This window comes from Methanobrevibacter sp. DSM 116169, from assembly GCF_046197865.1.
Lineage (GTDB): Archaea > Methanobacteriota > Methanobacteria > Methanobacteriales > Methanobacteriaceae > JAHKLT01.
Genome location: NZ_CP166990.1, coordinates 1822365 through 1845016 on the forward strand (window position 1 = coordinate 1822365; position 22652 = coordinate 1845016).

At 25.9% G+C, this 22652-nt stretch carries 18 protein-coding genes; 8 read left to right on the top strand and 10 right to left on the bottom strand.

The features are described from left to right. The 3 genes from ACA134_RS08925 to ACA134_RS08935 all read right to left on the bottom strand — a co-directional run bounded on the left by ACA134_RS08925 (position 1) and on the right by ACA134_RS08935 (position 3326). Entirely contained in the window at positions 1-639 is a 639-nt protein-coding gene (locus ACA134_RS08925; protein WP_409200066.1) for a MotA/TolQ/ExbB proton channel family protein, read from the bottom strand. A gap of 8 nt (positions 640-647) precedes the next feature. Next, positions 648-1322, bottom strand: a complete 675-nt coding sequence (locus tag ACA134_RS08930) for a hypothetical protein (RefSeq protein ID WP_409200067.1) — start codon at positions 1320-1322, stop codon at positions 648-650. A 90-nt stretch (positions 1323-1412) separates the two neighbouring features. Then, positions 1413-3326, bottom strand: a complete 1914-nt coding sequence (locus ACA134_RS08935; RefSeq protein ID WP_409200068.1) for a right-handed parallel beta-helix repeat-containing protein — start codon at positions 3324-3326, stop codon at positions 1413-1415. A gap of 391 nt (positions 3327-3717) precedes the next feature. Here ACA134_RS08935 and ACA134_RS08940 point away from each other — a divergent pair, with 391 nt between their 5' ends. The 3 genes from ACA134_RS08940 to lysS all read left to right on the top strand — a co-directional run bounded on the left by ACA134_RS08940 (position 3718) and on the right by lysS (position 11635). After that, positions 3718-5472, top strand: a complete 1755-nt coding sequence (locus ACA134_RS08940) for a right-handed parallel beta-helix repeat-containing protein (protein ID WP_409200069.1) — start codon at positions 3718-3720, stop codon at positions 5470-5472. Positions 5473-5624: 152 nt separating this feature from the next. Next, positions 5625-9845, top strand: a complete 4221-nt coding sequence (locus ACA134_RS08945; RefSeq protein ID WP_409200070.1) for a right-handed parallel beta-helix repeat-containing protein — start codon at positions 5625-5627, stop codon at positions 9843-9845. Positions 9846-10054: 209 nt separating this feature from the next. Beyond that, positions 10055-11635, top strand: a complete 1581-nt coding sequence (gene lysS / locus ACA134_RS08950) for a lysine--tRNA ligase (protein WP_409200071.1) — start codon at positions 10055-10057, stop codon at positions 11633-11635. Between the two features lie 44 nt (positions 11636-11679). Here the strand turns inward: lysS and ACA134_RS08955 are convergent, their stop codons facing one another. The 6 genes from ACA134_RS08955 to ACA134_RS08980 form a co-directional block, all read right to left on the bottom strand. Beyond that, positions 11680-12540 carry a radical SAM protein gene (locus ACA134_RS08955; RefSeq protein ID WP_409200072.1) on the bottom strand — a complete coding sequence of 287 codons (861 nt, stop codon included), beginning with the start codon at positions 12538-12540 and terminating at the stop codon, positions 11680-11682. Positions 12541-12544: 4 nt separating this feature from the next. Continuing rightward, complete coding sequence (locus ACA134_RS08960) at positions 12545-13018, bottom strand: nucleoside deaminase (protein WP_409200073.1); 474 nt, start codon at positions 13016-13018, stop codon at positions 12545-12547. A gap of 43 nt (positions 13019-13061) precedes the next feature. Beyond that, the gene (locus ACA134_RS08965) at positions 13062-13820 is read right to left on the bottom strand and encodes an acyltransferase (RefSeq protein ID WP_409200074.1); all 759 of its coding nucleotides are present in this window, start codon (positions 13818-13820) and stop codon (positions 13062-13064) included. Positions 13821-13977: 157 nt separating this feature from the next. Next, positions 13978-15282: a phosphomethylpyrimidine synthase gene (gene thiC, locus ACA134_RS08970; protein ID WP_409200075.1), complete on the bottom strand. Its 1305-nt coding sequence runs from the start codon at positions 15280-15282 to the stop codon at positions 13978-13980. A gap of 146 nt (positions 15283-15428) precedes the next feature. Further along, positions 15429-16340 carry a carbohydrate kinase family protein gene (locus ACA134_RS08975; protein WP_409200076.1) on the bottom strand — a complete coding sequence of 304 codons (912 nt, stop codon included), beginning with the start codon at positions 16338-16340 and terminating at the stop codon, positions 15429-15431. A 113-nt stretch (positions 16341-16453) separates the two neighbouring features. After that, positions 16454-17338, bottom strand: a complete 885-nt coding sequence (locus tag ACA134_RS08980; protein ID WP_409200077.1) for a LysR family transcriptional regulator — start codon at positions 17336-17338, stop codon at positions 16454-16456. A 69-nt stretch (positions 17339-17407) separates the two neighbouring features. Here ACA134_RS08980 and hxlB point away from each other — a divergent pair, with 69 nt between their 5' ends. Further along, positions 17408-17998: a 6-phospho-3-hexuloisomerase gene (gene hxlB, locus ACA134_RS08985; protein ID WP_409200078.1), complete on the top strand. Its 591-nt coding sequence runs from the start codon at positions 17408-17410 to the stop codon at positions 17996-17998. 290 nt (positions 17999-18288) lie between these two features. On the opposite strand, the gene fdhD is transcribed toward hxlB, so the two are convergent. Next, positions 18289-19038 carry a formate dehydrogenase accessory sulfurtransferase FdhD gene (gene fdhD, locus ACA134_RS08990; RefSeq protein ID WP_409200079.1) on the bottom strand — a complete coding sequence of 250 codons (750 nt, stop codon included), beginning with the start codon at positions 19036-19038 and terminating at the stop codon, positions 18289-18291. Positions 19039-19167: 129 nt separating this feature from the next. Here fdhD and ACA134_RS08995 point away from each other — a divergent pair, with 129 nt between their 5' ends. The 4 genes from ACA134_RS08995 to ACA134_RS09010 are packed head-to-tail and all read left to right on the top strand — an operon-like array spanning position 19168 to position 22647. Continuing rightward, positions 19168-20265 (top strand): iron ABC transporter substrate-binding protein, encoded by a 1098-nt coding sequence (locus tag ACA134_RS08995; RefSeq protein ID WP_409200080.1) that lies wholly within the window; start codon positions 19168-19170, stop codon positions 20263-20265. A 7-nt stretch (positions 20266-20272) separates the two neighbouring features. Next, complete coding sequence (locus ACA134_RS09000) at positions 20273-21280, top strand: FecCD family ABC transporter permease (RefSeq protein WP_409200081.1); 1008 nt, start codon at positions 20273-20275, stop codon at positions 21278-21280. Further along, on the top strand, positions 21280-22068 hold the full coding sequence (locus tag ACA134_RS09005) for an ABC transporter ATP-binding protein (RefSeq protein WP_409200082.1): 789 nt from the start codon (positions 21280-21282) through the stop codon (positions 22066-22068). Before ACA134_RS09000 ends, ACA134_RS09005 begins: the two co-directional genes overlap by 1 nt. A gap of 15 nt (positions 22069-22083) precedes the next feature. After that, a complete protein-coding gene (locus ACA134_RS09010; RefSeq protein ID WP_409200083.1) occupies positions 22084-22647 on the top strand; it encodes an FmdE family protein in 564 nt (187 codons plus the stop codon). Positions 22648-22652 lie beyond the last annotated feature (5 nt).

Below are 22652 nucleotides of genomic sequence, written 5' to 3' on the forward strand. Positions count from 1 at the left end.
TCAACCCTTATTTAAAGCTTCTATTTCCGCCTCTGCAATAGCCTCAACAGTTGAAAGATCATTTTCATACCATTGTTTTTTGAATTTTGAAATAAAATATGCTACTGCACCAATAGCTAAACCAAGAACTGTAGTATCAAATGCTATTATTAATGCTTCTGCTAAAGTAGAAATATCTCCAGATCCTAATGCGGCAAGTCCTGGTCCTAATGGAATTAAAGTACCTAAAAGACCAAAAATAGGTCCGAGTCTAATTAAAACATCAGTTTTTGATGTATTTTTAACTAAGTTTAATTCTTCTTCTTCAATTAATTTACTGGCTAATGCTTTTCTTGCATCAATACCAATATCATAATTATTAGCAATTCTCATAAGAATGTCTTTTTGATATTTAAAAAGATTGCTTTTTTCTATAATCTCTTTAATTTGATTGTGATTTGAAAAAGAAATATCTCTTATTAACTCTTCTAATTCTTTTGAAGAAATAGTTTTTCTAGAAATAGCTTCATTAATAAAACCTCCAAGGGATAAAATAACAATAACTAAAAAGATTATTAAAATTATAATAACTGGAGTAAGTAAACTTTCTGAAATAATATGTATTAGTGAAGATAAAGTTTCTGTACCTTGAATTATCATGAAATACCTCAATTAAATTTTTTTTTCATTTTTTCATTATTTAAATATAAACCCAATAATAATAAAGCTATAATACCTATTGCAAGATAAATCAATTGATAAGTAGGAGTCAATATTAAAAAAGAGTTAAACATAGCATAATCTAAACTTTTAACAGAATCAAATGTTAATCCAAAACAAAATATAAGTATCGCTTCTAAAATCATATATTCTCCAATTAAAATGGAAAATGGTCTTTTTGCATAAATTAATAATTTAAAAACGTTAAAAGATATTAACATAATTATAAATAAAAGTAAAGCTGATAAAACAATATTTGAATAGTTTATATGATCTAATTGAGTATTAAAAATAAAAATAAAAATTACTAAAGATAGATTAGCTATAATTAATGGCATACTTGATGAAATATTTTTTTTATAATTTGATATAAAAATAAAACTCATTAAAAATAAAATAAGCCCTTCAATTAAAAATAACAAATCCAAATAATCATGAACAAATAAAAAATAGCTACTTAAATAATTTCCTACTAATGAAAGAACAAAAATACTTAAAGAAAGAACTATTGAAATAATAAACATTGATTTATTTGTTAATTTATTAAAGCTATAAAAAAATCCCATATTTACTCCAAATAATACAGTAATTATCAGTAAATATGAAAAAATTAACTCATACATTAAATCAGCTCTTTTAATTATATAAAAATACTATTATCAACATGAATATATAAACATATCGATTGAAAAAAAATAAAAAAATAAAGAAGATTAAATATCATTTCTTCTTTTAGAAAGCATTTCTTTAATATCTTTATGATAATATAGACCTATAACCAATATTAAAATAAAAATTAAACCACTTATGCCTAAAACTCTAATAATTTCATCATCAAGTTCAATAACTTTAGAAACAGATCTTTTAGATTCACTAGCAGATGATGAGCTTTTTGATGAACTATCAATATTAGTTAGACTATTTTCAGATGATGATAAATCCTTAGATATTGAACTGAATTCATTTGAAACAGAACCTGTAGTTAAACCAGTTCCATCATTAGAACTACTTCCTGAACCATAATTATTAGAAGGATTTTCACCACCTTCAGAACCACCATCATTAGGAGTGGAATTAGTATTTTGATTAGGATCTACAGAACTGTTATTAACATTTACAGTAAAAGGATGAGTATTTTTACCAAAATTAAATGAAACAGTAACTTCACCATCAATTCCTAATGAAGATAAATCTAATGTACCATTAATAACAGAAAGTAATACAATTTCTCCATTAACAAAATAAGGTACTAAAAATGTAGGTAACATTGAAGGATTTGGACCATAAATTATATTTCCATCATTTTCAGTTGGCATTATTTTATATAATTTCATTATTTCGCATACTTTAATAAAACCACTTTCATCTCCTTCTACATAGTTAGCTCCAATTTCAATTGAACGATATATAGAATCTCTAGCTAAAATATTAAATTCTAGATTATAAGCAATAACATTATATTCAATAATATGATTTCCTTTAATATATTTTGAACCATAGTAAATTCCCATATTATTTTCAGAAACAAGGTTACTAAAAATATTAAGATTACGAATATTTGCATTTAAATTTATTCCACCAGAATTATATTGAGAAATTCCGAATCCATGGTTATTGTCCATGTCTCTGCCATTGAAAAACAAAGTATTTCCATTAATTACAATATTTTCTCCATTTTCATTAATATTAATAGCAAAATTAGTATTGTAAGAAATATTATTAGATTCAATTTGAATTTCATTATTTTGTTTATCAAAATAAATTCCATCAAAACCAAATGAAATAGTATTATTTTTTATTAAAGTTGAACTTGTTTTAAAAAGTTTAATACCAGTTTCACTTTTACTTATTTTATTTTCTAAAATATCAATATTCATAGCATTATTTAAATAAATACTGATTATATTACTTATAAAAGAATTATTTAATATTAAAATATTTTTAGATGAATCACAAACTTCAACACCATTTAATCCATTTGAAATTGTAAATCCTGATAGTTTGCCAGAAGAAACTGATGAGAATTTTACAACAGAAGCTGAATTTACACCGTTTAAAACAGTTCCAACATGACTAATGAGATTTAAAGGTTTAGTAATTAATAAACTAATATCATTATATTCTTTACCCATAAATTCTATTTTTGAATTTTCTGGGGCAGAGTCAATAATTTTTTGAATTTCAATATTAGTCAAACCGTCAAAAATAAAAACAGTATCATCATTTCTCATAAAAATAGCATTAACAACCGATATACTATTATAAACATTATTGCCTTGATATTTAGTAATAATTTCATAATTTCCAATATTTAAATTAATATTTAATTTAGCAACACCATTTTCATCAGTTAAAAGATCATAATCTTTTGTATTAACATTTATTGTAATAGGTTGATTAGCTAAAATATCACCATTAATATCAGTTAATGTAATATTAAAAGAATTTCCTTTTTCAGTTAGATACATATCTGAACTTGATATAGTTGTATCTATTTTTTCAGTAGAATAAATCACATTATCTTCTGTTTCAAGTAATTCTATATCTTCTGCAGAAACAAAATTCAATGCACTTAACATTAAGAAAAAGGATAGTAATAAAAAAATTTTTTCTTTGATAACTTTCACCTCCTAAGATATTAATTTAATGTAATAATAGTTACTGTATAGAATTATATATAAATACATTTCGACTTAGATATGTAAAAATATATAATTCGATTAATTATTTTCTAATTTATAAAATACAGTTAAAATAAAATTTTTTAAAAAAATGAATATAAATAATTCAATATAATCAAAAATAAAAAAATATAATTTAGTTAATAATAATTTAAAAGATTTAAAATTAAAATAAATTCAGATTTATTTCATAAAACTTATATACAACTCACTTCAATATATTCAATCACTAATAAAAAACATGAATATAAACAAATTTAAAATGATTGAATGTTGTTTATATAACTGAATTATTAGTATGTTTAAAAATTAGATTAATACTAAAAGGAGAAAAAAAATGAATATGAGAAAAGCTTTTTTATCTTTATTAGTAATTTTTTTAGTAGCTACATCCCTTTCATGTGTATCTGCTGAAGAAAATATTATTACAGATGTTGAAGAGACTAATATTAATTTAGATGATTATAATGTAGTCATTGAAGAAGAAGGAGAAGAATTAGTAATTGAAGCTGTTGTTATTTCTAATACTAGTACTAGAATCCAAAATGGAGATTCTAATGAAGTTATTCAAGGCGTTATAAATAATGCTAGTTCTGGAGATACAATCATATTTGATGCAGGAGATTATTATAATATCTCATTAACTGTTACTGGTAAATCCCTTACTTTCATAGGTGCTGGAATAGGACAAACCAATTTATATAGTAAAACTAATGGTACAATCACTATGTTTGCTATTTCAGGTACAGGTATAGATGGAACTTCATTTTACAATATGAGTTTTGGTGTTATTGGTGCTGTTAATAATTACACAGGCCGTATGATTGAAATAAGAGCTGGATCAAATATCACTGTTGATAGTTGTTCTTTTGAAAATGGTGCTGCTGGCATCTATCTTCAAGGAAATAGAGGAGATACAATAATTTCTAACTGTCTTTTCCTTGGAGGAGATATGGATAGAACTACTTTATTTGCAAATAAAGAAACCGGAAGTAAATTAATAAATATTATGGGCGGAAGCGAAATATATGTTGTTAATAACACATTCGATGGTCCAATGTTAGATGGTCTTTCTATTGCATCTGGTGCTAGTGATATTTATGTATCTGGAAATAAGTTCTTAAACAATGTTTATGGTATCTATTTCGGTGGTGGATTATCCAATATTAATTTGGAAAAAAATTATTTTGAAAATGTTGAAATTTATTCTGTAGGTCTTGTTAAAGCAGCTACTGATACAAAAGTTAAAGACAATATATTCAATTTAACTAATGACGCAATAGGAATTTATATAGAACAAGGAAATACTGGTCACGGTACTCCAACTGATATTCAAGATATCTACATAGATGGAAATGAATTCTATGCTTTTAATGGTGCAAACCCATATTCCATAAATGCTGTATATGTTCATAGTAAAGGTGGAGCATTAGATGTAAAAGGTGCTTTAGAAGTTACAAACAGTGTTTTAGATAGAGGAATTACATTATTTACTTTCTTTGATGAAAATTGGGGAAATGACAGCCAAATTAATATTACTAGTGAGTATATTATTTCAGGAGCAAACACTACTCTCAGTTCATCTTCTGGAAAAAGATTCCAAGTAGTATTAAAAAATAGTGAAAATAAACTTATTGCTGGTGAAGATGTAAGTTTTACTATTAATGGAAGAACCTATTTAAGAACTACTGATGCAAATGGTGTTGCTGGATTAAACATTAATCTTGCTAACGGAGAATATCCAATAACCGTATCTTATGGTGGGGAAAATGGTATTAAAAAAGTTAGTGAAGATTACACTGTTACTGTCTTAAAAGCTACTACCAAACTTATTGGAGAAAATGCTGATTACACAGTTAAAGGAACACAATATAAAACCCAATTAGTCAATAGTGAAGGTGTAGGAATAGCTGATGCAGTTGTATCAATTACAATCAATACTATCACCTATTATAGAACTACTGATGCGAATGGATATGCATATCTTAATATTAATTTAGATAGTGGTGTTTATTCCATTTACGCTAATTTCGATGGTACTAACCATTATGAAGGTTGTACTGGAGGAAATAGAATTACTACAAATTGGTAGTTTTAAAAGCTTCTATTAAATTAGAAGCTTTTATTTTTTTAAATAATGATATTATTTTACATTGATATTTAATGGCAAATAATATGATTATTTAATAATCAAATTAATATAAATAATTACTTTTTATTATAAACTAAATTTAGAGGTTTAATATGAATAAAAATAGAATAATAATAATATTTTTTGTTTTAGCACTTATTTTTTCTTGTTTAAATTCTGTGCTAGCAGAAGATATCGATAATTTAACTATAGAAAATAGTGAAAATACTATTAAAAGTTCTACTACTCATGTTGTAGATGGTTCAGCTACAAATCAAATGGGCAATCCAACAATACAAATAGCTATTGATGAGGCAAATGCTGGAGATACTATATTAATTACTGGAGAAAATTATGTGCATTGTCATTTTGTAGTAAATAAACAATTGAATATTATAAGTAATGTTGGAACAGTTATGTCTACTTGTCCTTCAGATACTGCTGGATCTGATGGAGTTGGAATATTTTACTTTGGAGAAGGTGCTTCAGGATCTGTATTATCTGGTTTTACATTAATAAATGATAATTCTAAAAGAGGTACTGTTGATCCTTATTCAATTTATATTAAAGGTAATTCAAATGTTACTGTAACAAATTGTAATGTTCAAACAACCGAAGGTCCAGGAATATATGTTAATGGAGCTTCAAATACTTTAATTAAAAATTCATATATTTCTAATTCAAAAAATGGAATATTAGTAGAAAAATCCAATAATATTGAAATTTATAATAATACTATTGAAAAAAATAGCATTAGTGGAATTAATATTGGGTTAAATGTTGCTGGCTCTTATATTAATTATAATACAATTCATGCAAATAATTATTATGGAATATTTTTTAATTCCGTTGTTAATTCATTTGTAACAAATAATAGAATTACAGATAATAGAGATAATGAAGTTTTACAAAGAGCGGAAAAAGGTGCAGGAATATATGTTGACTGTAATATAAGTAAAATGGAAATTACAGGTAATTTTATTAGTGAAAATGGAAATTATGGAATTTACGATAGTGAAAATGTTGATAATCTTGTTGATCAAACTGTTCAAGTAATAAACAACAATTATTTTGTAAATCATGCTGAAAGAGTAGTATATCACATGGTAGATGGAAATACTGGGCCAATTTATATAGGAAGTAATTATTATTCTAGTGAAATATTTTGTGGAGGTACTGCTTATTCACCAGGAGTTTTAATTTCAAAAGATAACCATGGACGAAGATTAGTTATTAGTGAAATAAGTCAAATAGAAAAAGGAGTTTATTCTGTTTCATTTATAAGATATGATACTAAAGAAATAGCTAGTGATTTAAATGCAGTAGAATTAATTTTCTTTTTAAATAAAGTAGGTACAAATCCTGTTCCTTCAAGTTCAGATATATATAAAGTTGTTGAAATTATTAATGGTACTGCTATAGTTGATTTTAGAGATATTGATTATTTAGCAACTGGAAATACTTTAACAGTTATAGGTCCTGGGATAGGTCTTATTGATTATACAGATAAAGCCAATATTCCTGTTTCATTTTTAAAAATTGATGATAAAGACATTCCATCATCACTTGGAACAATAATAATTGGTTCTGATATAAATAGAACTTATGGAGAAGAAATACATTATACAATAACATTAACAGATTATTTAAATAAACCATTATCTAATCAAAACATTATTTTTAAGGTTAATGGAGTAGAATATCCAAGATTGACAAATAATTTAGGAGTAAGTAGTCTTAGAATTAACTTAGGTCCTGGTACATATATTATAGAAACCCGATTTGAAGGTAATGGAGATTATGATCCAAGTACAAAAATTAATACAATTATTATAAATGATATTTCAACTAATAAACTTGGAACTGTTTTAGTAGGAATGGATTTAATCAAAAATTATGATGAAGAAGGAGCATATATAGTTAATTTAAAAAATATTAATGGAAATCCATTATCAAATCAGAATATATACTTTACAATTAATGGAGTAGAATATTTAAGAGAAAGTGATTCAAATGGAGTAGCTAAGTTAAATATAAGGCTTAATCCTGGTACATATTCTATTAAAGCAGAATTTAGAGAAAATAATCATTATCTTTATTCAAGTGTTTTAAATAATGTCATTGTAAATATTCCAACAAATAAAGGAATTATAACTTTATTAAATTGTGATGATTTATCACAAACTTATGGTGAAAACAAAGATTATATAGTATATTTAACAGATATTGAAGGAAATCCATTATCAAATCAAAATATCAAAATAACTATTAATGGAGCAGAATATATAAGACAAACTGATTTAGATGGAATAGGTAAATTAAGAATAAGATTAGGTCCTGGAACTTATTCAATATCCAGTGTTTATGAAGGAAATGATTTATATGAAAGTGTAGCTAAAACTAGTAAAGTTATTATTAGCAATCCTACAGAAAAAATAGATGCTAATTTAGATTTTGAAAATATTGAAAGGACTTTTGGTGAAGATAAACCATTAACAATTAAAATTACAGATAAAAATGGAAATCCTTTAATAAATCAAAATATTTTAATTACAATTAATGGAGTTACATATGAACGTATTAGTGATGATGAAGGGATAGCTAGACTAACAATTAGATTAGGTCCTGATACATATTCATTTACAATTAATTATTTAGGAAATAGCTATTACAATTCAGCTAGTTTAACAAATTCCATTACAATCAAAGCAAATACCGGTGCAAAAACTTCAACAACATTAATTGGAGAGGATTTAACACAAACTTATGGTGAAAACCAGGGATATATCTTTTTATTAAAAGATAATGCAGGAAATCTATTAGCTAATCAAAATGTTGAAATAACAGTTAATGGTGTTGCTTATTATAGAACTACTGATCAAAATGGAGAAACAAGTTTAACAATACGATTACAAACAGGAACATATAAAATTACTGCAAAATATAATGGAAATTCCTTATATTCTTCTTCATATATAGAAAATGAATTAAAAGTCTTAAAAAAGATTTCAATTTCTAATACATTATCTAATTTGCAAATTCAAAACATAATTAATTCAGCTCAAAAAGGTTCAATATTAATTTTTACTGAAGAAAATTATGAAAATGTTGAATTGCTTATAGAAAATTCATTAAATATTATTGGTAGAATCAATACAACTTTAAATGGAAATTTAAATAAAAATGTATTTACCATTAAATCAAATGATGTTAAAATAAGTAATTTAAATATAATAGCTAATAATGGAACTGGTATTTTAATTGAAAATAGTAAAAATATTAATGTTATTCAAAATAATATTGGTAATTACTTAGATCAATCAGAAATAGAAGATTATATGGATGCTAAGGAATTATTGCCTGGAAATGGAATAGCTATTAAAAATAGTGAAAATATTTTAGTTGAAAATAACATTATTAATTTATTTAATATTGGAACCTATTTTGAACAATCAAAATTCATAATATTAACAGAAAATACTATTAGTAAAAATAATTATGGAATATTGTATGGAAAAGATGTTTCTGATACATTAATTCAAAATAATGATATTATAGATAATATTGGACTTATTACAATGGAAGTTGTTGAAGGACCATTAGGATATGGTATTTACTTTAGAGATTCTGCTGTAAATGCTGAGGTGATTTCTAATAATATTTATAATAATTATATTGGTATTTTTATAGATTCTAAAAATAGTACAGGTATTAAAATAGTTGGAAATTTAATTTCTGAATCAACTCTTGAAGGACTAGTATTTTATGCAAATTATACATTTAGTGCAAATGCAATTCAACCTTTAGTTGAAAACAATGCAATATATAATAATGCTAAAGGTCCAGGATTAATCATACTTGGAGAAGTAAGTGCTAATCCTGCAGGAATTTACGGGCCTGGAGAATTTAATGATTCTTTAAAATTAAAATTAGGTTCAAATTGGTATGGAACAAATAAGTACACTATATGGTCAATAAATGGCACACAAGGCCCTGGAACAATATGTCCTAGAATAAGTACAACATTAATTACATTTAATATGACTTATAATGTGGCAACTAATAATTATGATATTATTTGCTATAATAAAAATGAAATAGCTACTTTACTTCCAGAATTTGAAATACATTTTACTTTAAACTATCTTAAAGATAAAGAAATTGAACAAGTAGTTACAATCAAAAATGGTGTAGGAACTTTAAGTTTTAATAAAAATAATTATTATGATACAAATAATTTAATTGAAGCTTCATGTGGATCATTAAAGGACTTAAACAGAATTTATCATGTGATATTTACTTACAATGTCCCCGATAGTGAAATTCCAATTTAATATTAGTGATAATATCACTAATATTTTTAATTTTTTTTCTTATTTTGAATATCTTTATATATTTATTAAATTAAAAATTAATTAATAAGTATAAATTTACTGTTTATTTTATTATTAGAATATTTATAATTATATTTTAAAACTAATTTCTAGTTATTGTTTACTTCAATTAAATTGAAAGTAGATATTATTATTACATAGGTGATTAAATGAAACATTGGATTGAAAGAATAGCTGATGAATTAAATGAAAGAGATGTTGAAAAACATGTGATAGCTAGTGGGACATCAATATCTGGAACAATACATATAGGAAATTCATGTGATGTGTTTATAGCTAATGCTGTAGGAAAAGCTTTAGTTAAATTAGGGGCAAAAAGTGAAACTATTTGGATAGCAGATGATCATGATCCTCTTAGAAAAGTTCCATATCCATTACCAGAAAGTTATGATAAATATCTTGGAATGCCATACTCTAATATACCATGTCCTGAAGGATGTTGTGAAAATTTTGTTGAGCACTTCGAAGAACCATTTTTAAGTGTATTAGATGACTATGGAATTGATATTGAATTAGAATCTGGATTTGAGATGTATAAAAAAGGTGATTATAACGATTATATTAAAACATCACTTGAGAATGCACCAAGAATTCGTGAAATATTTAATCAATATAGACAACACCCATTAGATGATGATTGGTTACCTTATAATCCTATTTGTGAAGAATGTGGTAGAGTAAACACTACCTTTGCTTATGCTTATAATGGAAATAACATTTTATATAGATGCGAATGTGGCCATGATGGTGAAATGGATTATACAAAAGGAAATGGGAAACTAACTTGGAGAGTTGAATGGGCAGCAAGATGGAAAATATTCGGTGTTACTTGTGAACCATTTGGAAAAGATCATGCAGCTAGTGGTGGATCTTATGATGTTAGTAAAATAATATCAGAAGAAATATTTAACTACACCGCACCTTATCCTGTGCCTTATGAATGGATTACATTAGATGGAGATGCAATGAGTAAATCTAAAGGAGTATTTTTCTCTCCTAAACAATGGTTAGATATAGGGCCTGCAGAAAGTTTAAATTATTTCATTTTTAGAAGTAAACCAATGAAAGCAAAGGATTTTTCACCTAAAATGCCGTTTTTAGATTTAATGGATCAATTTGATAAAGTAGAAAAAGTTTATTTCGATGAAGAAGAAGCACCATCTGAGAAGGAAGATGGAAAATTCAGAAAAATATATGAAATGGCTGAAATTAATGAAAATTCCACTTTACCATTTAGACCGCCTTATAGATTCTTAGTTAATGCTATTCAAATAGCTGGAAATAATTTAGAAAAAATATTTGAAATATTAAAAAAGAATTCTCAATTAACTAAAAGTTTTAATAAGCAGTTTAATGAATTAACTGATACAGATATAGAATATTTCCAAAAAAGAGTAGATAATGTTGAAAACTGGTTAGATGAATATGCTCCTAATTTTGTGAAATTTAAAGTTCAAGAAAATAATATTCCTAAATTACCTTTACCAGATGAACAAGTTGAATTTTTAAAGAAATTGGCTGATTTAATGGAAAACAACGATTTTAAAACTGCAGAAGAATTACATGATGCAATGTATGAAATTTTAGAAGCTATGGAAATTAAACCTCAAAAAGGTTTTCAGGCAATTTATAAAATGATTTTAGGTCAAAAACAAGGCCCAAGAGCAGCGTCATTTTTATTATCTTTAGATAAAGACTTTGTTATTAAAAGACTTAGAATGGAAGCTTAAAAATTATGAAAAGAATAGTAAAAGGAAAAATATTGTGGTTTGCCTTAAAAAAGAGTAGATTGCTTATCTTTTTCATAGTCAGGTTTATAATTAAAAGAAAGATTAAAAGAATCTTTAAGATTATTAAGTTTATAAAATAAATCTTTTTTATAACTTATTCTTAATTCTTTTTCTTTAAATAATTCTTTAGTTTTTAAATACTCCTGTGGAAATTCTTTTTTTAAAAAATTAAAATATTGTATTTTTGTTTCACCATAAAGATTTAATTGTCCAGGTAAAACATAATTTACACCAATTTTACTAGCCATTTTAAATAGATTTTCTAAATTATCATAGCTATCAGTAATATAAGGTAAAATAGGCATTATATGTAGGCCTATTCTTGTATTGGTTTTTTTAAACTCTTTTAAAAATTTAAATCTATTTTTAATGCTAGATGTATTAGGTTCAATAAGACTTCTTAAATCATCATCGCAGGTTATAATAGATGATGCAATATTTACAAATGTTTTATTTGATAATTCACTAATTAAATCATAATCTCTTAAAATAAGATCTGATTTTGTAGAAATAATTATAGGATTTTTATATCTTAATAAAATTTTTAAAATTTTTGGCATAATTTTACAATGTTTTTCAGCTTCTTGATAGCTATCAGTAACTGTTCCAATTGCAAAAAGATTTCTATTAGTTTTTAATTCTTTTTTTAAGACTTCATCAATATTTGATTTAACAAAAATATCATTGTAATAATCTGATGAATTTAAATATTTATGAGAATACAGAGCATAGCAATATTTACAACTATGATTACATCCTCTGTAAATATTTAAATCATAAGCATAAGGCATTTTTCGCTTTAAATTATTTAATGCTGATTTACACTTAATTTCTTTATAATTCATAAAATCAGATATCAATTTCAGTAGAATTAGAAACTCTTTCTAGTTCTTTTTGCCATAAATCATTATTTTTTTGAAAATCCTCAAATAGATTTTTTATCTTCTCAAGATTTAAATTAACAACTTCAACATTGTTCTTTTTTAAAAGATTTTCTGCACCTTTTAAAGTAGTATTCTCACCAATAACAACTTTTGGAATATTATACATTATTATAGCTCCTGCACACATTGGACAAGGAGATAATGTAGTATAAAGTGTTGATTTTTTATAATCTTCACTATTTAATAAACCTGCATTATTAATTGCATCTATTTCTCCATGTAATATTGGAGAATTTTCTTGAAGCATTTTATTATGCCCTTTAGCTATAACTTTATCATCTAAAGTTAAAATAGATCCAATAGGAATTCCACCTTCAGCTATTGATTTTTTAGCTTCTTCAATAGCTAAATCCATAAAATAAAAATCAGTTTTAGACATATGTAAATTTAAAATATTATATAAAAAAAGAAAATTGATGAAATTATTCATCAATGTCAATAGGTTTATTAGATAACCTATCAATTAAGCCTCTTTTAGAATGAGATTCGAGAGCTTTATTTAATTTTTCATTATCTTCTCTAAGAGAATTGATGAACTTATCTTTATTAGCCATATCAGTAGCTATTCTATCATAATTTCTTTGTTTTTCTCTTACAGCAGTTTCTAATTCAGTAACTGTATTTTCAAGTCTTAAAACTTTATCTCTAGAATTTTTATCAACTTGTTCTTTATAGTTACCAATATCAATTAAATTTTTTCTAAGGTCATCTACTTCCACTTGAAGATTAGAAAGAGTATCTTGAGATTTTTTTAATTCATTTTCTCTTTCTTCTAAAGAACTAGCTAAATGATTATTTTCACCTTTTAGTTTTTCTAATTCTTCAGGAGACCCTGCTTCTATTTTATTTTTTAATTCATTTTCTTTATTTTGTGAATCTTCTTTAATCTGTTCCATTTCATTTTCTAAGTTATCGACTTTAACTTTAGCAATTGCTAGTTCAGCACCAGTTTTAGCTACTTTATCACTTAAATCTGCGTTAATATCTAATTGCTCGTAATACTTTTGTGTACTTTTTTCAAGAGCATCAGTTAATTCTCGTTTAATATTGGATAATTCTCTATTTTCTTCTTTAAGTTTAGGAATTATATCATTAGTTAAATGATTAAGTTCATCTGCCTGATTAGCTAATTTTGATTCATCATTTTGTTCTTCAAACTCAGATTTATTTTCTTCTACCATGTAAACACCATTTATTAAAAAAATTCTACAACATTGTACTATTAGAATATTTTAGTTTAAAATATTATTTAAATATTTACTATTTATTCTAATAAATTTTTAAAAAAAAGTAAATTTGTCCTAAAATTAAAATAAAAAAAATAAAAATTAAAGAAAATTAGATATTATCAAATACATCAGTATCTGCTTCATCTAACCATTCATTAACAATTTTAACTGCACAGAAATTGCCACACATAGTACATGCATCACTATCTTCTGGTGGTCTTGCATCTCTTTTTGCACGTGCATCAGCTGGACAAATAGATAACTCATATTGAGCTTCCCAATCTAGTGCTTTTCTTGCATTAGCCATAGCTAAGTCTTTTTCACCATTATGAACACCTTTTGCCATATCTCCTGCATATGCACCTATACGTGTAGCTATTACTCCATCTTTTACATCTTGAGGAGAAGGTAAAGCTAAATGTTCTGCCGGAGTTACATAACAAATGAAATCTGCACCTGCTTTTGCTGAAGCTGCTGCTCCAATAGAAGATACAATATGATCATAACCTGGTGCTATATCACATACAATAGGGCCTAACATATAAAATGGTGCATTAGAACACATTTTCTTCTCAAGCATGATATTTGTTGGAATTTCATTAATAGGGATGTGACCTGGTCCTTCAATCATAGTTTGTACACCAGCTTCGCGTGCTTTATCAACTAATTCACCTAAAACAATTAACTCTTGAACTTGTGCTCTATCAGTTGAATCTGCAATAGCTCCTGCTCTCATTGCATTTGCAAGTGACATTACAACATCATGTTCTTTAGCTATTTCTAAAATATATTCATAATTTTTATATAATGGATTTTCTAGTTGATTTTCAACAATCCAAGAAGATATAAATGCTCCACCACGTGAGACTAAACCTGCTTTTCTACCTTGTCTTTTTAAACGGCCCAATGTTTCAATATTTACACTACAATGAATCGCCATAAAGTCTACACCATCTTTTGCTTGTTTTTCGATGGTTTTAAACATTATATCTTCATCCATGTATATTGCAGAACCTTTTTCTCTAATTGTTTCAATAGCTGCCTGATAAATTGGTACTGAACCAACAGGTAAAGGTGACATTTTTAAAATTCTACGACGAATTTCATCTAAATCTCCACCAATACTTAATTCCATTAAGCAATCTGCACCATTATCAATAGCTATTTGTGCTTTTAATTCTTCTTCATCAAAATCAATAATATCTGTTGAAGTTCCAATAGTTGCATTTACTTTTGTTCTGAGTCCTGCACCAATACCACTAGCAGATATATTTCTGTTTACATTAGCTGGAATAACAATTTTTCCTTCTGCAACAGATTTTAAAATAAAATCTTCAGAAACATTTTCTTTTTTTGCAACTTCTTTCATTTCTTCAGTTATTATGCCTTTTCTTGCATCTTGTAATTGAGTCATATATACATCTCCAATAAACTTTAATAAATTAAAATATATTTGATTAAACATTAATTTAACTTAATAATCTAAAATTTAATAACATAGCTTATAAATTAATCGGTTTTAGATTTAATAAAAAAGAATTGAAAAAAATAAAGTAGATTTTATAAGTAAAATTCAGACATTCTCTCATATGCTTTATCAAATGAAGGAATGTTTGTCTGACATCCTTGGGCTTCAACTACAAAAGAAGAAACTGATGATGCAAATTTAGCAGAATCCTCAATTGATTCTCCATTAATATATCTTGATAAAAATCCTGCCCTATAAGAATCTCCAGCACCTGTTGGATCTACGGCTTCTCTTAAAATTGAATCTATTTGGATCTTACCATCTTCAGAATAGACTTCACTTCCTTCTTTACCACAAGTATTAACAACAATTTTGGGACCAATATCCATTAGTCCTTGAATATCTGTTTCAAGAGAGTCCATGATTCTTTTAATTTCATGATGATTTCCAAATAATATAGAAGTATTTCCAATTAAATCTTTTAGATTTTCTTTAGAATATAATCCTAAATCTTGACCAGGATCAAATGATACAATTTTATCTACTTCATTTGCAAATTCACCACATCTTCCATTGAAATCTGGGTCTCCTGTTGCAAGATGAGTTACTTCAACATTTTCAATAGCTTTCATTGGAACTTTAGCCGTTTTAAATTCTTCAGAAGCACCCCAATAAAAATAGCTAATTTGATCTCCATTAGAATCAGTTAGTACAAATGCTGTTGGTGTTGTTTTATTTGGAACAACAATAAATGAATCAGTATCTATCTTTAAATCTTTCATTTTTTCCATATATTGAGAACTAGAAAATTCCCCCCCAACTGCAGAAATAAGAGAACTAGAAATTCCGAGTGTTGATGCTACCATTGCTACATTTGCTGCTGCTCCACCATTAAAATTTCTCATATCATTTAATGATGCGGAATTATTAGCTTCTGGAAAAGTGTCTAATGTAATAATATAATCTAGTGCTGTATGACCTACTGCAAGTAATTCTCTTTTCAATTTATCACCTTATTATTTTTATGAATTTCTAAATATTTAATTTTTTAGTTATAGAAGAGTAAACTTTTATAAGTTAAATATAATTTTACTTATCCCATGTATTTGAAAAGTAATCATTTAAAAGTTTTAATTGGAGTAAAATTATTATTTTTAATTTTTAATTGACCTTCATTTAATAAATAATTAACAAAATTATTTACTTCTTTTTTAGAATCATCAACAATAGTTAAACTTATAACATGGTTTGTAGCACTTTTTAAAAGATTATTGCCATTAAAATAGCTAGCATTTAAAAATGCATTAAGGTCATTAGAATTTCTAATAATTTTATATGCATCAAATTGAGATTTTACTTCTTTTACAATAGAAAAAGGAATATCATATTGTTTTAAAGTATCAAAAGCAAGTCTTTGAGCTGTTCCTTTAACTGAAATGAATTTTTTACCAGCCAAATCTTTAATATAATTAATATTGGAATTATCATAGGAGGATACAAGATTTAGATAATCATAAGCTATTGGAGTAAAGTTTAAATTATTTTCAAATGCAATTAAAGGGTCATCTAAAACTAAAATATCTATTAAACCTTTTTTTGCAAGTTCATATGCACTTTCATCATCACTACTATAAATTGTTGTTTTATAAGGAATTTCTAAACTTATTGATTCTAAAAATGATGATACAATATGTCCCCCACAAATAACAATATCATCACTAACTTTTAACTTATCATAGTATTCATTAAACTCATTTAATAAATCAATACCTTCAGAAGATAATTTAGAACCATTTTTATAGTTTAAAACTAGATTAAATCCTAAATTTTCTTCTGCTTTTTTAATTCTACGGTTTAATACTACATGAGAAATTCCTAATTCATTAGCAGCTTTTCTTTGAGAATTATTTTCTGAAATTGACTTTAAACTCTGAAATAACTTATAATCATATGTTTTTCCATCAATTTTTAAACTTAATTCAACTTCACTTTTAAACTTCATTTCATATCAATATTTATAATCTATTATTAACATATTAATATTTTTATAGAATATTAAGGTTTAGATATAATGGAATTAATGAAATCCTCAATTGGTGCTATTTTAAAAAATATTGACATTGCAAAAGATTATTTAGATGAAGAAGTAGTTAATAGCTTTTTAGACACAATTATTGATTCAAACAATGTGTTTCTAATAGGAGCAGGTAGATCTGGTCTTGCTGCAAAAGCATTTGCTATGAGATTAATGCATTTAGGAATTAGTGTTTATGTGGTTGGTGAGACAATTTCTCCAGCTATCAACAAAGGAGATGCAATAGTAGCTATTTCCGGATCAGGTGAAACAAGTAGTATAATTTCTGCAGTTAAAATAGCTAAAGAAAGAGGTTCTAAAGTATTATCATTAACTAGCTATGGTGAATCAACTTTAGGTCAATTATCAGATACTTATATATTAGTTAAAGGAAGACCAAAAGAAGGAGATTCTGATGAAAGTTATATTGAAAGACAAATCCATGGTAATTACAAATCTTTAACACCATTAGGTACTTTATTTGAACTTACATCATTAATTTTCTTAGATGGATTAATATCTGAATTGATGTTTAGATTAGGAAAAACAGAAAGTGATTTAAAAGCTAGGCACACTGTTTTAGAATAATATGAATCTTAATAATTTTAAATTTTTTAATATAATCTTTTTTATACTTATCATAATTCTTTTTGTTTCATTGATAAATAATTTATATATTATGTTTTTTCCATTTACCTATTTAATTTTATTAATTTTATTAATAATCTCTTTTGGGTATATGTATATTAATATAAAAAAATATAATCAGGCAAAAAATAATATTATAAAATTAGGAATAATTGAAAGCATAGTTCTCATAATTTTAGAAGTATTATTGTTATTAAATACTCCTCCACTTATTATATTTTAATAAGTGATTAATTAAAAGCTATTCTTTCATAATTTCCATAAACATTAAAATTTTCTCCTCTTAAAAATCCAATCATTGTCATATTGGATTCTTTAACAACTAAATATCCGGAATAAGCAGGAGCAGCATTTGATGCAATTATTGGTATACCTACTCTATTTAATTTTATTACCATATCAGCTGGCATTCTACCACTGTAGATAATATATGATTGATTAAAATCAACTTCTTCTAAAGCTCCAGCACCGATTACTTTATCAACTGCAACATGACGACTTACATCTTCCCTTAATATAATTTTATTATTATATACAAGAGCTGCTACATGTGTTCCTCCAGTTAATTTCCATATTTTAGCTTTAGAAGTTAATAACTCCATATTTTTAACAAGTTCTTCAGAAGATATTTTTAAATTAGATTCTATATTATCAGCAGATTTTACTTTTTCTCTTAAACCTCCTGCTGCATCAGAACATAATTGCTTATCTTCTATTTTATAATCATTTATTAATTTTATATTAATTATATTCTCATCAATATCAATATCTTCAATCTCTTCTAGAGATTTTATTATATTTTCACCCAATAAATACCCAATAGAAAATTCTTTAAGAGAATCTTTAATAGCTGAGAAGGTACTTACTCGTTTACCATTAATAACAAGAGTAATTGGATTATCAGATACAACATCTTCTTTTATTTCGTTTATTTTGCCACTACGAAATTTTAATGCATCTACTTTTTTTATTAATTTCATTTTTAAAACCTTAATTAATATTAATCTTCATAAAAAATAATAGTTATTATGTAATCAATTTCATAACCAAAATCTATTTATATATTATTAATAATATTCTAATTAATAAAAGTTTAATAAAATGATAATATGGAAAAAAATAAGATTATTGTGTTATGTTTTTGTGTTTTAATGGTTTTAGGTTTAGGAGTACATTTTTTAATGTCACCTGATGCTATTAATACAAATGGAAGTAAAAATATAACCGATATGATAAATAGAACAGTTCAAGTTCCAGGTACTGTTAATAGTGTAGCTGCTACTAGTCCACCTATGACTACTATGATATATATGATAGCTCCTGAGAAATTAACTGGAGTGAACTTTGTTTGGACAGACGAAGAATTAAAATATGTTTCAAACGAATATAAAAATCTTCCAGTTATTGGAGGATGGTTTGGAAGTCAAGACGGAAATTATGAAGAATTTATAGCTTCAGAGCCAGATGTTATAATCGAAGCTATTGATGAAGGAATGGGTGTTGATAGCTCTACAGTTAAAGAGCGACAATCTAAATTTGGATCTATTCCTGTTGTTGCTGTAGAAGATAGTACAAATGTTTCTGCAATTGGAAAATCAATATCTTTTTTAGGTAAAGCAATAGATTCTGAAGATAAAGCAAATGAACTTATTGAATTTAATAATAAATATTTAGATAAAGTAAAAGAAGTAGATGCATCTATACCAGATGATAAAAGAAAAACTGTTTATTATGCTGAAAGTGTTGATGGACTTGAAACAGATACTTTAGGATCTTCTCATTCACAACTTATTACTCTTTGTGGAGGAATAAATGTAGCAGATACTGGAGAAAATAATTCTGGAACTATACAAGTATCAATTGAACAAGTGATTAAATGGAATCCCGATGTTATCATTACTACAGATCCAACATTTTATGAAAAAGTTTATTCTGATCCTAATTGGGCAAATATAGATGCAGTTAAAAATAAAGAAGTTTATTTATCTCCTCAATCACCATTTAAATGGTTTGATAGACCACCTGGCGCAAATACTATTATTGGAGTCCCTTGGACTGCAAAAGTAATTTATCCAGATGAATATGGAGATTTAGATTTGAAAGAAGCTACTCAAGAATTCTATGAAGAATTTTATCATGTAGATTTAGATGATGAAGAAGTAGAAAAAATACTTTTAGGCTCTGGTATTAAAAAAGAAAATTTATGAGGATTATATGAAAAATAAGGATATCTATACAATACCCATTTTAATTTTTCTTCCAATAATTTTATTTTTTGGGTCATTTTTAATTGGAAGATATCCTATAAGTCCGGTTGAAGTAGTAATGACTATTTTAAGTCCTATTTTTCCAGAATTTGCAATTTCTTCCACTATTACAAATATTGTCTTTGATATAAGGCTTCCAAGAATAATTGCAGCTATTATTGTTGGAGGAAGTTTATCAGTAGCTGGAGCTGCATTTCAAGGAATATTTAAAAATCCTCTTGTATCACCAGATTTATTAGGTGTTTCAAATGGAGCAGGTTTTGGAGCATCAATAGCTATTTTAGCAAGTTTTTCAAATGTTTTAACTCAAATTTTAGCCTTTGTTTTTGGTTTAATATCAGTTTTTACAACTTATTCAATAGCTAAAAGTTATAAAGGAGGAGGTGTTCTTGTTTTAGTATTATCAGGAACTGCCATCTCAGCATTTTTCTATGCATTAATTTCAGGCGCTAAGTTTATTGCAGATCCTTATGATAAACTACCTCAAATTACTTATTGGTTAATGGGAAGCTTATCAAGTGTTACTTTAGAAAAATTAGTTATTATTATAATACCAATAGCTATCGGTTTAGCAGTATTATTATTTTTAAGATGGCATTTGAATATATTAGCTATGGGAGATGAAGAAGCTCAATCATTAGGTATTAATCCTGAAAAATTTAGGTTAATTGTTATTGTTGCATCTACACTTGTAACTTCAGCTGCAGTTTCAATTAGTGGAATAATCGGGTGGGTTGGACTTGTAGTACCTCACATTACTCGTATTTTAGTAGGACCGAATAATAAGATATTGATTCCAGCATCATTAAGTATTGGAGCATCATTTTTACTTTTAATAGACAATATTTCAAGGTCTTTAATTACGATTGAAGTGCCACTTGGAATATTAACTGCAATAATTGGAGTTCCTATATTTTTATATTTACTAAAACAAGGATATTCTCAGTGGTCATAATGGACGATTTAATTAATGTAGACAAAATTTCATTTAGCTATAAAAAAAATGAAAATATTTTTGAAGATATAAGTTTTAACATTGGAAAAGGAGAAGTATTATGTATTTTAGGTCCTAATGGTACAGGCAAAACAAGTTTACTTAAATGTTTAAATGGATTAAATAATGTAAATAGTGGAAAAATACTAATTAAAGGAGAAGATATTAAAAAACTATCTTATTCTAAAATATCTAAATCAGTAGGTTATATTCCACAAGGTCATACTCCAACATTTCCTTTTACTGTCTTAGATGTTGTTTTAATGGGAAGAACCCCTTATATAAATTTAACAGACTCACCAAAAGAAGAAGATATCAAAATATCAGAAAATGCTTTAAAAACTCTTGGAATATATGAGATGAAAGATAAAGAGTATACTAATTTAAGTGGAGGAGAAAGGCAATTAGTATTTTTATCAAGAGTTTTAGCTCAAGAACCTGATTTATTAATTTTAGATGAACCTACATCACATCTAGATTTTGGTAATCAAATAAAATTACTTGAAATTATTGAAAAATTATCTGCATCAGGTTTATCAATTATAATGAGTTCACATTTTCCAGATCATGCATTTTTAAGTTCTACAAAAGTAGCTATTATGCAAAATAAAAAATTTATTGATTATGGAAATCCTCATGATGTTATTACAGAGAAGAACTTAAAAACCGCTTATAATATTAATATAAAGTTATTAGAAGTAGAAGGTAATAGAAAAATATGTTTACCTTTAAAAGAAAATTTTTTATAAAAAGGAGTTGAAAAAATGGATGAATATATAGAACAATTAGATAAAGCAGTTGCATTTCATGGTCACCTTTGTGGCGGAATAGCTATAGGTACAAAATTAGCTATGTATGGTCTTAAATTAATGAACATGAAATTAAACGAAAGAAATAAAAACTTAGTAGTATTTTTAGAAATTGACAGATGTATGTCTGATGCTGTTCAATCTGTAACAGGTTGTACTTTAGGTAAAAGATCTTTAAAACAAATGTATTATGGTAAATTTGCAACTACTTTTTATGATATGGAAACAAAAAAGGCTTTAAGAATTTCTGATGCTGATGCTAATAAAAAATTTAAAGCTAAAGAAACTAAAGAAGAAATGATTGAAAGATTTAAAAGTACACCTCCAGAAGAATTATTTAAAGTTGAAGAAGTTAAAATAGAATTAAAAGAAGGAGAAATGCCAGGTAAACCACACACTTCTACATTTTGTTCTGTTTGTAATGAAAAAGTTACTGATGGGCGTCACAAAGTTAGGGGTGGAAAACCTATTTGTGTTTCTTGTGCTGAAGGATCTTACTACGAGCTTATAGAAGAATAATTTAA